At 66.7% G+C, this 12,565-nt stretch carries 13 protein-coding genes; 3 read left to right on the top strand and 10 right to left on the bottom strand.

The window, feature by feature from the left end; translation table 11 throughout:
• Positions 1 to 155: 155 nt before the first annotated feature.
• From JRZ79_RS19350 to JRZ79_RS19340, 3 genes are all read left to right on the top strand, one after another.
• Entirely contained in the window at positions 156 to 779 is a 624-nt protein-coding gene (locus JRZ79_RS19350; protein WP_205252009.1) for a hypothetical protein, read from the top strand.
• 85 nt (positions 780 to 864) lie between these two features.
• Positions 865 to 1,983, top strand: coding sequence for a hypothetical protein (locus JRZ79_RS19345; protein WP_205252008.1), 1,119 nt, complete (start codon positions 865 to 867; stop codon positions 1,981 to 1,983).
• 632 nt (positions 1,984 to 2,615) lie between these two features.
• A complete protein-coding gene (locus tag JRZ79_RS19340; RefSeq protein ID WP_205252007.1) occupies positions 2,616 to 3,239 on the top strand; it encodes a hypothetical protein in 624 nt (207 codons plus the stop codon).
• Between the two features lie 169 nt (positions 3,240 to 3,408).
• Here JRZ79_RS19340 and cbiZ read toward each other — a convergent pair whose 3' ends face one another.
• The 10 genes from cbiZ to JRZ79_RS19290 are packed head-to-tail and all read right to left on the bottom strand — an operon-like array spanning position 3,409 to position 12,558.
• Entirely contained in the window at positions 3,409 to 4,122 is a 714-nt protein-coding gene (cbiZ, locus tag JRZ79_RS19335; RefSeq protein WP_205252006.1) for an adenosylcobinamide amidohydrolase, read from the bottom strand.
• On the bottom strand, positions 4,115 to 5,125 hold the full coding sequence (gene cobD / locus JRZ79_RS19330) for a threonine-phosphate decarboxylase CobD (RefSeq protein WP_205252005.1): 1,011 nt from the start codon (positions 5,123 to 5,125) through the stop codon (positions 4,115 to 4,117). The genes cbiZ and cobD overlap by 8 nt, the downstream gene beginning before the upstream one ends.
• A gap of 17 nt (positions 5,126 to 5,142) precedes the next feature.
• Positions 5,143 to 5,709, bottom strand: coding sequence for an NTP transferase domain-containing protein (locus JRZ79_RS19325; protein WP_197535909.1), 567 nt, complete (start codon positions 5,707 to 5,709; stop codon positions 5,143 to 5,145).
• On the bottom strand, positions 5,709 to 6,455 hold the full coding sequence (cobS, locus tag JRZ79_RS19320; protein ID WP_205252004.1) for an adenosylcobinamide-GDP ribazoletransferase: 747 nt from the start codon (positions 6,453 to 6,455) through the stop codon (positions 5,709 to 5,711). The genes JRZ79_RS19325 and cobS overlap by 1 nt, the downstream gene beginning before the upstream one ends.
• A complete protein-coding gene (locus tag JRZ79_RS19315) occupies positions 6,452 to 7,378 on the bottom strand; it encodes a cobalamin biosynthesis protein (RefSeq protein ID WP_205252003.1) in 927 nt (308 codons plus the stop codon). The genes cobS and JRZ79_RS19315 overlap by 4 nt, the downstream gene beginning before the upstream one ends.
• Positions 7,375 to 7,992, bottom strand: a complete 618-nt coding sequence (locus tag JRZ79_RS19310) for an HAD family hydrolase (protein ID WP_205252002.1) — start codon at positions 7,990 to 7,992, stop codon at positions 7,375 to 7,377. The genes JRZ79_RS19315 and JRZ79_RS19310 overlap by 4 nt, the downstream gene beginning before the upstream one ends.
• Before the next feature lie 38 nt (positions 7,993 to 8,030).
• Positions 8,031 to 9,569, bottom strand: coding sequence for a cobyric acid synthase (locus JRZ79_RS19305; RefSeq protein ID WP_205252001.1), 1,539 nt, complete (start codon positions 9,567 to 9,569; stop codon positions 8,031 to 8,033).
• Position 9,570: 1 nt separating this feature from the next.
• A complete protein-coding gene (locus JRZ79_RS19300) occupies positions 9,571 to 10,194 on the bottom strand; it encodes a cob(I)yrinic acid a,c-diamide adenosyltransferase (RefSeq protein ID WP_049892603.1) in 624 nt (207 codons plus the stop codon).
• Positions 10,195 to 10,244: 50 nt separating this feature from the next.
• The gene (locus JRZ79_RS19295; RefSeq protein WP_205251895.1) at positions 10,245 to 11,543 is read right to left on the bottom strand and encodes a cobyrinic acid a,c-diamide synthase; all 1,299 of its coding nucleotides are present in this window, start codon (positions 11,541 to 11,543) and stop codon (positions 10,245 to 10,247) included.
• A gap of 13 nt (positions 11,544 to 11,556) precedes the next feature.
• Positions 11,557 to 12,558: a nicotinate-nucleotide--dimethylbenzimidazole phosphoribosyltransferase gene (locus JRZ79_RS19290; protein WP_205252000.1), complete on the bottom strand. Its 1,002-nt coding sequence runs from the start codon at positions 12,556 to 12,558 to the stop codon at positions 11,557 to 11,559.
• Positions 12,559 to 12,565: the final 7 nt, after the last annotated feature.

The raw sequence follows: 12,565 nt of genomic DNA, 5'->3' as shown, positions 1-12,565 counted from the left end.
GCACACTTAGGTTCGAGAGCGTTTAATCTCCAGATTCAACCTTGACTAGCTTGTCTCTTTACCATTCAAATCATTTAAATGGACTTAAACTGTATATTTATATGCTGTTTTTTCAAAACAATTAATGCATAGACTAATATAATAATAAGTGGCGTATGAATGAGGTAACCCGGAGAAATTCAATACGGAAATTCGGAGTGGTGGCCAGTTTCGCAGGACTTGGTACCACATTCTCACAGACAGCCAGTGCAAGTAGTCGGAAGGAGGTCACAATTAAATCGCATTCACCAAATACGGCTGATTATGAAGTAACTGTTAGTACTGATAATATAGAGACAAATAAAAACATAGAGGAAAATGATAATATATCCTATGATAATGAGTCAGCTACAGTTAGTGGTCAAGTGAAAGGCTACGGAGAAGATTCCTTTACAATCCCTGATGAAGAAAGCGCTCAACTCACTTGTTTTGGAAAAGAGGGCGGCAGCGCTGATGTGAAGGTAGAAAACACAGGAAACCACACTAGTGAACAAGGAAATGTGGAGGTTACCGGTGAAGATAACGGCCATCTGAGCGACTGTTCTTACTCATTTGATGTCACCGAGTTTGTAGCTGGGTATAGTAAGATCGACGATCAGGATGGTACTTCAAATGATAATACTTCGGCTTATGGAACGATAAGCGGCGGAATAGATCAGTGGAAGTTGGAGGGAGAAATACTTCATATGTCATTTGGTCGGAGAGATTCGGTTTGGGTAGAAATTAATATGGTACAATAATTTACTGTAGTAATCACTCAACTTTATTTTAATTTTGTTCAGGAATAGTTAAGCTTAATAGCACAGGGAAATAATACATGTTGTGATGCGAAGAAGAAGCCTGCTCAAAGCAGTTGGACTGGGGATGTTTGCAACTACAGCCGGAGCCGCAAAATCAGGAGGAGAGACAGATGGTGTCTATATTCAGCGAAAAGGAACCGGAGATGATCCTGTAGGACAAAATGATATAGATGAGGTTGTAAACATAGCCACGGACAAATACTACAGAAAGCATGAGAGTGGAATGGAGACTGATGGTCTGTACATCAGCAAACCAGTTATTGAAGAAAATGATCTGAACCTGGTCGGATACGGAGTTTATATTAGCCCAGAGGGGCGGGCGTCAGTATTTGTCGGATCAGCGCCAGACAGTGACGTCTATAACCTCAATGATGTTTCTAGTACATCTGAGAATGATGATCAAGTAACAGCTACTGAACCAATGAAGCCAGATATGGAAGATGTTGTTAGTAATATACATGGTCAAATGGAGAAGTTTAAGAAAGAAAGGAATAATGGTGGTGGCCTGACACCTCAAGCAAGTTCAAACGATTGGGGTGGTTTCGATGTTGATCGGAATCTGGGTGATCCTGTTGGGGAAACAAAGAACGTAGTAGGTGATAGGTGTCCAACTGGGAAAGTCGAAGAAACCTCAAAGATTTACCAACATGAGTCTAAAGACAACGTATTTGCATGTGCCTCTGAGCTCGATGTTGTGCCAGGCGATTCTAATTGTGAGACAAAATGGAAAAAAGAACTGCTGAAATGCTGGCATCAATGGCAATCTGGCTCATTTGATACGGGTGAGGTGAAAGACACTGCTCCAGTTGAGGACAATGGTGGATCGAGTTCGTACTCTATGTCAGCATCCTATTCAGGTGGTACTCCATCTGTCTCTATAGGTGCTACTGTAACAATTCCAAGTACAGACATCACAAACTTTAGTAATGATGATGAGGGAGAGTGGAAATATCACTTTACTTCAGATGATATAAATGGTAAGGGTGTATATAATGTAATCTCATTTTTTGAATTTAACTCATCGCCCACTGACGGACAACAGATAGTCGAAACTGAAACCAAAGCAAGATTTGACAAATTCTCGAATTATGGTGGTCGGACTTTTAACGACCGGTCCACTATAGTGTATAATCCTGACAAGTAATTATAGAGTTTAATTTATGTATAACTGTGGCCCATGTAAACACCAATCACGCCCACTAAGAATCCGAGGCAGCCAAGTGAATATGCCATAGAGAAGAAGGCGTGGTTATTCAATGTGTAGTGTGTTATTTTTCCATAGATCATAGTTGAAATAGATAGCAACATGATAAGAGACCCAAGAGCGACCTTATTTACATCCATATAGAAAATTAAAACTGAGATTTTATATACTTTATGCTTTAGCATATTACCAAACTCGGTAAGACGGCTTCTACAATAGCGCTCGCGCTGACTGTCTGGGATCTGGATTGTATGTCTCCTCTCAGGAACTTCGCTAATAGTCATATTGTCCGGCGAGAGGCTGAAACCGAACGTTGAAGTTATTATAAGTCCAATTAGTTCTGTCTAATTATAACTTATCAATGGAGCAATCCCATCATCTCCCGATACCCACGACGCAGACATCGGAACTCCAGATGATCCCTCTGGTGCAGTCGTATGGATCTGTCCCCGGCACTCCTGTGAAGTCGGCTGTTGTGTCTCGCCTAGCGATAGATTCTATTCTCCGCGCGAAATATTGCCCAGATAGTCATTCACAAAACCTATCATTATCTACCGATAGTTAGAGCAAACGTGAAACCGACCAGAAAGCAGAGGTTAGGGTCCGTATTTATTGTCGTCGCGTCGGCGTTCATGATATTTGTTAGCGCACTAATCCCGAGCCCGATATTGGTTGTCATTTCTGTGTTGATTGGGATCATGGGGGTCATAGTCTACGTTGGGATACAGCGGTACGAAACGGAAATTGAACGGTTATACGCGACACCGATCGACTATACGAGCCCACTGGCATTCGCCACCACAGTTGTCCAGGCGGCCGGGCTCACGGTGGTATTATCGATTTTGGTCTACGTGTTTTTGATCTTTGACATGGTTGCGCCCGTCTCGGAGTGGGGGACCACGATAGACAGCCTGGCAGTCATCATCGGGGCCGTTCTGGGAGTCGTGCTCGGAGCCGGTTTCCCACCGTTGATGCAACAGCGGAACCCCGTTCCGTGGGTAAGCGCTGAAGACGCAAAGCCGGGGATGATCGTGATGCAGCTCAACAGCTTTCTTCTGATCGTCGCGTTTGTCGCACTCCTGTTCGGTTTCGACCCACTCTCCGCCCTCGTCTACTGCGTCACGTACTTCGGAAGCCGACTCGCCATCCTCGGGAGCATGGGTCCGACCGTCCTCCCGGAACGGAGCCATGGGTGATGGGCTTTCGCGGGAGAGACCATGGTGAGTGATCGTACAGCTTCGAGGACGCTTCGAGCGCCTGCTCGCCGTTCCGAACGGAGAACCGCGCTGTGGACCGCACTAGCCGGCTCGATATGTCCGTTGCTGACGCCGTGGGTATCCGTGGTGGCGCGACCCCGGTTCTCTGTTACCCGTTCCACCCCGGCGACGGCCGAAACACCGCCGCCTGCACGTCCGTCGTCGTGCCGTGCGCGGCCGATTCCACCGAGTCGGGGCTGGCAGCGTCGCGGCTGTCGAGGCTGGCGCGCACGGCCTCCCGGACGCAGGCCCGGGTGGCAGCCCCCACGGGCGTTGCACTCCCGGAGTACGGCGCGGTTTCGCCGCCAGGGTCGCAGGCCACAACCACGGCGTCGCTGGTCGTGCCGGGGAACCCGGCGGTGGCGAGCAGCGTCGCGGCTTTTGCTTCCGCCGCGACCGCGATGAGGTTCGAGAGCGCGGCGTCGTCGAGCGCTCGGGTCGTCGCGGCGACGAGGTTCACCGTGCCCGGCGGTGCGCGCTTGGCGTCCGGGAGGGTGCCGCCGTCGGGGTCCATCGGGAGCGCGGCGGGGTTCGAGAGGCCGGCGGTCGCCGCGACCGCGACCGAGCCGCAGCGCGCGATGCGCGCGTGCTCCTGTGCGACGCCAGTGAGCAACACGGGGGCGTCGTCGCGGGGCGGGAAGCCCGCGGCTGCGAGGCGGTCGGTGACGTACGCGTGGGTGCTGTCGGGGGCCCAGTCGTCGGGCACGGTGATGCTGTACGCGCGGTCCGCGCGCGTGTCACCGCCGTTCCAGCCGGTCGAGAGCCACCGCGCGCCCGGGGCGGCGAGTTCGAGCACGCCGTCGCGCAGCGTCGTCTCAAACATCCGCCAGCGCCGCCAGGAGGCGGTCGTTCTCGTCGGGGGTGCGGACGGCGACCCGCACGTGGCTGTCGAGCCCTCGGAACGTGGTGGCGTCCCGGAGCCTGATGCCCTCGGCGCTGGCGGCGGCCATGACGGCGTCGACGGGCCGCGGACCGACATCGAGCAGGAGGAACGGCGCACTCGACGGATGCACGTCGAAGGCGTCGGTCAGAGCGGCCCGCATGCGCGCCCGTTCGCTGGCGACGCGCCGTCGGGTTTCGGCGACGAACTCGGACTGGCGCATCGCGTGGGCACCCACGGCCGCGGCGGGCGCGCCGAGGTTCCACGTCCGGCGCGCCGTGCGGAGGGTCGTCAGGCGGTCGCCGACGGCCACGAGGAACCCCGCGCGCAGCCCGGGCAGCCCGAACAGCTTGGTGAGCGAGCGCGCGACCACGACCCCCGGGGTCCCGGCGATCGAGGGGGCGTCGGTGAACCCCAGGAACGCCTCGTCGACCAGCAGTTCGGTGTTTGCGGCCCGGCAGCGCGCGGCGAACGCGCGCAATGCGTCGTCGTCGTAGCGGTCGCCAGTGGGGTTGTTGGGGGTGCACGCGATCGCCAGCGTGTGCTCGCTGGGGTCGGCGTCGAGGAGGGCGTCGTGTGGCACGAAGACGGGCGTTGCGCCCTGCAGTTCGACCTCGCGGGCGTACTCGCTGAAGCTCGGGGCCGGCACGAGCACGGTGTCGCCGGGCGTGACACGGGTTTCGATGGCCAGCCGGATGCCGGCGAGGCCGCCCGGCGTCTGCACGACGGTGTCCGGGGCGCAGTCAACGTGGTCGGCGGCGGCCGCCCGGAACGCGGGGTAGTCGTCGTCGGGGTAGCGGGCGGCGTCGTCGAGCGCGGCGGTGTACGCCGCTCGGGTGCCGGGGGGCGTCCGCGGGGTGGTGTTCGCGCTGAAGTCGAGCACGTCGGGGTCGTCGCTGCCGCCGTGGGCAACCCGGCCGGCGTCGCGGACGGCGTCAGGGTGCATTGTCGTGTGTCACGGGCTCACCGGGGGTGATTCCTGCGGTCGGTGGCCGCGAGCAGCCGCGCCGCCACCGCGGCGTCGGATCGGTGGTTCACGTTCACCGCGAGGCGCGCGTCGAAGCTCCGGTGGGTGGCCTCGGTGTCGCCCCCGCCGACGACGTTGACGCCGGTGGGCACCCACGCGTCGGCGTCGGCGTCAGTACTCACGCCGAGTTCGTGTTTCAGCGCTCGCGGGACGCACGCGCTCGTCGTCGCGCCGTCGGCGGCGGCGACCACGGTGTCCACGACGGCGGGGGCCAGCAGTGGGAGGTCGGCGGCGACCGTCAGCACGGGCGTCCCGACCGCATCCAGTGCCGCCGTGAGGTCCGCCACGTAGCCGTCGCCCGGCGTCTCGATGAGCGACAGCGGCGTGGCCGCGAGGTGGGCTGCGGTGTCGGGCGCGTGCGGCGACACGGCGGCGTGGGTGGTGTCGATCCGGCCGGCGGCTTCGAGCGCCGCCCGGACGTGATCGACCATCGCGCGCCCGCCGACCTCGAACAGCGGCTTCTCGGCGGCGGCGTCCAGCCTGGTGCCGCGCCCGCCACACATCACCACAGCGTCCACACGACCACCCCCGCGTGGAGTCCGACCACGCGACTGACCTCGTTGACCGCGCCGAACACGTCGCCGTTCGCTCCGCCCAGCAGTCCCGTGAGCCAGCGCCGCGTCAGCGCGCCCGCGCCGACCGCGCCCGCCAGCGCGCCGGCCGCGGCCGGCGACGGCACGGACGCCAGGGCCACCGGGAGCGCGACACCCGCGACCGCTGGCAGCGCGCCGGGCGTCGCGTTCCCGGTGAACTGCGAGCCCAGCCCGTCGTGTGGGGCGTGCGCGAGACACGCCACCGCCGCCATGCTGGTTTTCGCGCCCACCTCGGTCGCGACGACGACCCCCACGGCGGTCCACGTTGGGAGGGCAGCCACACCCAGGCTGCCGGTCACCAGGCCGGCGACGACCACGACCACCGCGGCGATGGCGCCCACGCCGGTCGTCGTGTCCTTCAGCACCGTGCGGCGGTCGGCGGGGTCGCCGTGCACCACCGCCGCGTCACCGGCGTCCGCGACGCCGTCGAGGTGGTTGATGCCGGTGACCGCGAACACCACGGTGAGGTACGCGAACGCGACCGTTCCGTGGGGGACGCCGCCCGCCAGCATCGGCACGGCGAGGAGCGCGCCGACGACGTAGCCCGCCAGCGGGAACGCCCACGGGGCGGCGATGAACGCCTCCCAGCGGGGTTCGCTGTACGCCACGGGCAGCCGCGTGAGGAAGCTCACCGCACCCAGGAGGGCGTCTCTCACAGCCCGCCACCTCCGGCGTAGACGACCGCCGCCGTGAGCGCGTACGCGAGGCCGCCCGCGGCGCTCACCACGCGGACGCCGCGCCGGCTCTCGGCCAGTCCGGGGAGTGCGGCGGCCTCGCGGAGCTCGTACACCCCGGGTTTCACCAGCCGGCAGTCCAGGACCGCCGCCAGCGTCGCCATCGGCCACCCGGAGTTGGGCGACGGGGGAGCGCCGGCGTCGGCGGCGGCCCGGGACACCGCAGCGGGGGCGCGGGCGGCGGCCGCGATCAGGACCGCGGCCAGCCGCGCCGGCACCCACATCACGGCGTCGTCGAGGCGCGCGCTCGCGGTGCCCACGCGCTTCGACCGGTAGCCGAGCATGGAGTCGAGCGTGTTCACGGCTTTCACCCACGCCGCGGCGGCCGCGCCCGCGGGCAGCGACACGACCGCCGCGCCCACGGCGAACGCCGCCAGCGGCGCGACCAGGCCGTCAGCCAGGTTTTCGGCGGTGCTCTCGACGGCCGCGCTGCGCAGCTCGCCGGCCGACAGCGCGTCGGGATCGCGGCCCGCGAGCGCGCGCAGCCGGCGTCTGGCGGCGTCGAGGCTGTTCTCGGTTCTCGTGGCGGCGATGACGCCGCTTGCCTCCGCCAGCAGCATGCGCCGGCTGGTCGTCACGAACACCACGAGCCCGGCCACGACCGCGCCCGCCAGCGCGCTCCCCCGGGTGGCCGCCGTGACCACTGCCCAGACGGTGGTGGCGGCGGCAAGCGGCAACGCGATCGCGGCGAGCGCGCCCACGGCCAGCGGCCGCGTCCACGGTCGGTCGACGACACCGACAGCGCGCCCGAACCACGCCACGGGGTGGCAGCCGGCCGGCGGCTCCGCGATCGCGGCGTCGAGGGCGACCCCCACGGCGACCGCGCCCACGGCCGCCGCCGTCATGCGTCGTCGAGGGCAGCGGGCACGGCCTGGAGTGGGGTTTCGGTGAGCAACACCGCCCGCCCGCCCACTGCGGTGATGCCGCCGTCAGCCTCCGGGTCGTCGCCGATGTGCACCAGCGTTTCCGGCGGCGCATCCAGCGCGTCGGCGACCGCCTGGAAGGCGTTGGCGTGGGGTTTCCGCCAGCCACAGCCCACGCTCGTCACGACGGCGTCGAAGCGGTCGGCGAGGCCGGCCTGGGAGAGCGCGCGCTCGGCGAGGCCGGGAATACTGCAGTTCGAGAGCACCGCCACCGGGCCGCGCTCGGCGGCCGCCTCGACTGCGGCGGCCGCGCCGGGGCGACGCTGGACGGGCGTCTCGAAGGCGGCAAGCGTGGCCGCCCGGACCGTGTCCGAGGGCGCTTCGACCCCCCGGCTTTCGAGGGCGTCGGCGACGTGCGCGGACAGCGACCGCTCCACGCCCGGCGCGTGGTCGGCGTGTGGCTGCCGGTACGCCGCCGTCCAGTCGTCGGGCACCCGGACGCCGGCGGCGGCGAGCGCGTCCGCGACCGCGGTCGCCGGGGCTTCGGGCCGCGGCGCGTCCACGAGCGTCCCGAACAGATCAAACGACGTTGACACGGTAGAACGCTGGCCGCACGCGGACTTGAATCGGTCGGTCACGCGTCCGGGGCGGGGGGCACCCCGAGCGGGTCGAGGTCGACGTGCGCGTCGACGAGCGCGGCTGCCGCATCGGACGGCGACTGGTCGGGGGTGTCGGCGGGCGCGGGCTGTTCGACGCCGGCGGCCGCGAAGACGGCGTCCCGGAACCCCCTGCGTGCGGCGTCGTTCCCGAACAGCCCGTGGAGGTAGGTGCCGAGCACGCGCCCCCGGGCCGCGCTCGCCGGGCCGACCGGCTGGGGGACGCCGTCCGGCACGGTGGTTCGGCCCATGTGGATCTCGTAGCCGGTGACGGCGCCCGTTGCGCCGCCGAGCGCGCCACAGTCGGCGAGCTCTCGGGTGACCGCCTCGACGCGCTTGTCCGGCTGAAAGGCGGTCTCCACGGGGAGCACGCCAACGCCGTCGACGGCCCCGAGGTCGTCGGCCGTGGACTCCGTGGCGGCGTTGGTGATGCGGTCGCCGAGCATCTGGTAGCCGCCACACAGCCCGACGATCGGGCCGTCGAACGCGCGCAGCGCCCGCCCGAGGCCGGCCTCCCGGGCCGCCCGCAGGTCGTCGACGGTGTTCTTGGTGCCGGGGAGCACGACCGCGTCGGCCGCCGCCAGCGGCGCGTCCAGTGGCTGGTAGGCAACGCGGACGCCGGGCGTGCGCGCCAGCGGCGCGAGGTCAGTGAAGTTCGAGATGTGGGGGAGGTGTGGCACCGCCACCGTCACCGACGCCGCGTCGGGGACGCCGTCCTGGCCGCCGTCCACCACGCGCTCGCTGGGGTCCGGCAGTGACACGCTGTCCTCCGCGGGCAACCCCGGGTCGTCGTGCGGGATGACGCCGAGCACCGGCACGCCGGTGCGCGCTTCGATCTCGGTGATGCCGGGGTCGAGCAGCGACCGATCCCCGCGGAACTTCGTGATCACCGCGCCCGCCACCCGGTCGCGGATGTCGTCGGGCAGCAGCGCCAGCGTCCCGTGGAGGCTGGCGAACGCGCCGCCGCGCTCGATGTCCACGACGAGCAGGATGGTGGCGTCGGCGAACCGCGCGGTTTCGAGGTTCGCCAGATCGCGGTCGTGGAGGTTGAGCTCCGCGATGCTGCCGGCGCCCTCCGCGACCACCACGTCGTTGTCGGCGGCCAGGCGGGCGTGGGCCGCGGCCGCGGCGTCGCGGGCGTCCGCCCAGTGGGACTCGTAGTACGACCCCGCGCTGTAGTGGCCGACCGCCCGCCCGTCCACGACGAGTTGGCTCTCGGCGTCCCCGCGGGGCTTCAACAACACCGGGTTGTGGTCCGTCGACGCCGCCGTGCGGGCGGCCCGCGCCTGCACGTACTGGGACACGCCGATTTCGCCCCACGGGTCGGCGGCTGGCGGCGCGCCGTCGGCCACCGGCACCGCGCGGGCGTTGTTGCTCATGTTCTGAGCCTTGAACGGCGCGACCGACAGCCCGCGGTCGGCGAGCAGCCGACAGAGCCCCGCCGCGACCGTGCTCTTCCCGACGTGGGAGGCGGTCCCCGCCACCAGGATCGTCCGGCAGTCCTCGCCCGCGGTCATCTCAGTACTCCGTCCCCTTGCGCGCGCCCTGCCCGTTCTCCATGGGGTGGCGTTGCTTCCGAACCTCCGTGACGAGGTCCGCGCGCTCGGTCACGAACGTCGGCTCCGTGTGCCCGCCCGTGAGCACCACCTCCAGGTCGTCGGGCTTGGTGTCGATGAGCGCCACCACGTCCTCGGGGTCGACCAGCCCGCGGTTGGCGGCGTACAACACCTCGTCCAGCACGAGCAAATGCACGCCCTCGGTGGGGTCGGCGTCGAGGGGCACCGCTCCGTCCACCCCGGTGGACGCGTCCACGATCTCCTGGGCGCGCGCGAGCCCGCCGTTCGCGCGGGCGGCGTGCTCGTCGTCGCTGCTGCCGTCGTGGAACCCGTGCCAGCCGTAGTGGCCGGCGTTCTCGTAGGTGATCCCGGGCACCGCGTCGATGGCGGCGTACTCCCCGCGCACGTCCTCGACGGTGCCGGTCCCGCCTTTCATCAGCTGCACCACGTGCGTGCGGAAGCCGTGGCCGGCCGCCCGCATCGCCATCCCGAGGGCGGCCGTGGTTTTGCCCTTGCCGTCACCCCACCACACCTGCACGAGCCCGAACTCCGCGGGGGCGGTGGGCGTGATCTCGGCGGGCCGCATCGTGTCGGCGTCCTGTTCGTCGGCGGTCGTGGTGTCGTCGTCGGTGGCTGTCATAATGCATCGAGAAAAGCGTCGAACGCGGTGCTCTCGGGGTGGACGTGGGCGTACGTGCCCAGCGTCCGGTACTCGGTGAGTCCGTCGTGGTCGCCGTCGATGCCGTCGCCGCGCTCGACGGCGAACGCGAAGCGCGCGTCGCTGGCCACGGTGGCCGCGGAGTAATGGAACTCGTGGCCACGCAGCGTCGCCCCGGAGCCGGCGGTGAGGGTGTCCCCGGTCGCCCGGAGCTCGACGTGGTCCAGCGCCTGGTAGCGGTCCTGCATCCGCACGTCAGCGGGCAACACGCCCGCCATCTCGGCGGTGTCGCCGTCGGTCGTCGTCAGCGATTCGGCCAGCGCCATGAGGCCGCCACACTCACCCAACACCGGCAGGCCGTCGGCGGCCCGCGCGCCCAGCGTGTCCAGGGCGGGCGCGTCGGCGAGGGCGTCCGTGTGCAACTCGGGGTACCCCCCGGGCAGGTAGACCCCATCGCAGGCCGGCAGGTCGTCGCCCGCAACCGGTGAGAACGTGACCACGTCGGCGCGCTCGCGGAGGCGCTCGCGGGTCGCCGGATACGCGAAACAGAACGCCGCGTCGTCCGCAACCGCGACCGTCTGGCCGGTGTCCGGGGCCGGATCGTGGGCCGGCGGGCGCGGCGGCGTTCGCGCCACGTCCGCGATGCGTTCGGCGGCGACGTGGGCGGCGGCGGCGTCCACGGCGTCGTCGTCGATCGCCGCTTCCGAGCCCATGTGGAGGCCGAGGTGGCGGTCCGGGACGTCCAAGTCGTCCCGCGGCGGGACGCGCCCGAAGTACGTGAGGCTGTCCGGGAGGGCGTCCCGGATCCCGTCGGCGTGGCGGCCGCCGTGGGCGCGCTGCGCGAGCACGCCCGCCACGTCCACGTCGACGGATGCTTCGGCGGCGTACGCCTGGAACCCCAGTGCCGTGGCGGCGACGCTCTGCATGCCCGCGCTGGCGTCCACGACGAGCACCACCGGGAGGTCGAGCTCGCTCGCGACGCGCGCGGTGCTGGCCACGGAGCCGTCGTACAGCCCCATCATGCCTTCGACCACGCAGACGTCGCCGTCCCCCTGGTGGTACGTCCGGCGCATGCCGTCGGTCCCGGACAACCACGGGTCAAGCGACCGCGAGGGCGTGCCCACGACCGGCTCGTGGTGGCTCGGGTCGATGAAGTCGGGGCCGGCCTTCGCCGGCTGTACGTCGTGTCCGGCGTCGGCGAGCGCCCGCGCGACCGCCAGGGTCGCCACCGTCTTTCCGACGCCGGACGCCGTCCCGCCCAGCACGACGCCGTCCATCCCGCTTGCCGACTCAGACTCTGTCATACACTGAGATGATGGCGTTGCGCACCGAGTCCATTCCGATCCCGGCCTCCGAGGCGAGCGCGAGCGCGCCCCCCATCCCGACGCCCTCCTTGGCTTCGCCGTCGAGGTAGGCGGCCATCGCGGGGTGAGACTCCCGCGCCTCGAAGGCGGGGTCGGTGACGGTCACGGCGAGGTCCTGGTCGGCCGCCAGGGCGTCGATCCCCGCCGAATCGTCGCCGGCCACGAACGACGTGGTGGCGAGCGTCATCGGCTCGGTCACGCCGTCGTGGCGGACGAGCGCGCCCGCGGTCGCGAGCTGGGTGCCGCCGGCAAGCGTCACGTCGATCCCGGCGTCGAGCGCGCCCGCCGCCAGCCCGGCAACCACGGCCAACACCGGATCACCCATCTGCCGGACTGCCGCGACGGGCTCGCCCGCGAGGTCGCCCTGTTCGAGGCCGCTTGCCGCGAGCGCGTCGTCGACGACCCGCTCTTTGAGCGCCACGGGGTTGTTCGGCAGCGACGAGGACACGATCCGGGGCTCGCCCAGCGCCGCCAACACCCCCATCGCCGTCGTGGTGCCGCCCGGAATGGTTTCGGCGATCACGAGCTCGTCAGTGTGGAGACCGTGGCCGAACTCGTAGGCCGCACTGTACGCCGCTTCGGCGTCCGGAACGGGGGTTTCATCGCGGATGTCCGCGCCCGGGCTGATGCCCGTTGTCACCGTGGGTGCGCCCGTCGGCTCGGCGAGCCCGGCGTCGATGACAAGCGACTCGAAGCCGACCAGCTCTCGGACCGCTCGCGTGATGACCGCGGGTGTCGGACACCCCGACGGGCTGACCGGCACCACGGGCGCACGGACCGTGTGGCCGTACGTCAGCAGTTCGGCGTCCGCGCTCGGCGTGTGTGCCATCAGCGCGGGATCCGCGCCGGCGGCACTGATCCCCTCGATAGCCGCCGTTCGGGTTGCGCCCGCGGCGAGTGCGAACAGCGTGTCTGGTGTTCCGGACATACGTCGT

Source organism: Halobacterium sp. BOL4-2, assembly GCF_016917835.2.
Taxonomy (GTDB): domain Archaea; phylum Halobacteriota; class Halobacteria; order Halobacteriales; family Halobacteriaceae; genus Halobacterium; species Halobacterium salinarum.
This window is presented reverse-complemented; position numbering and strand designations above follow the sequence as displayed.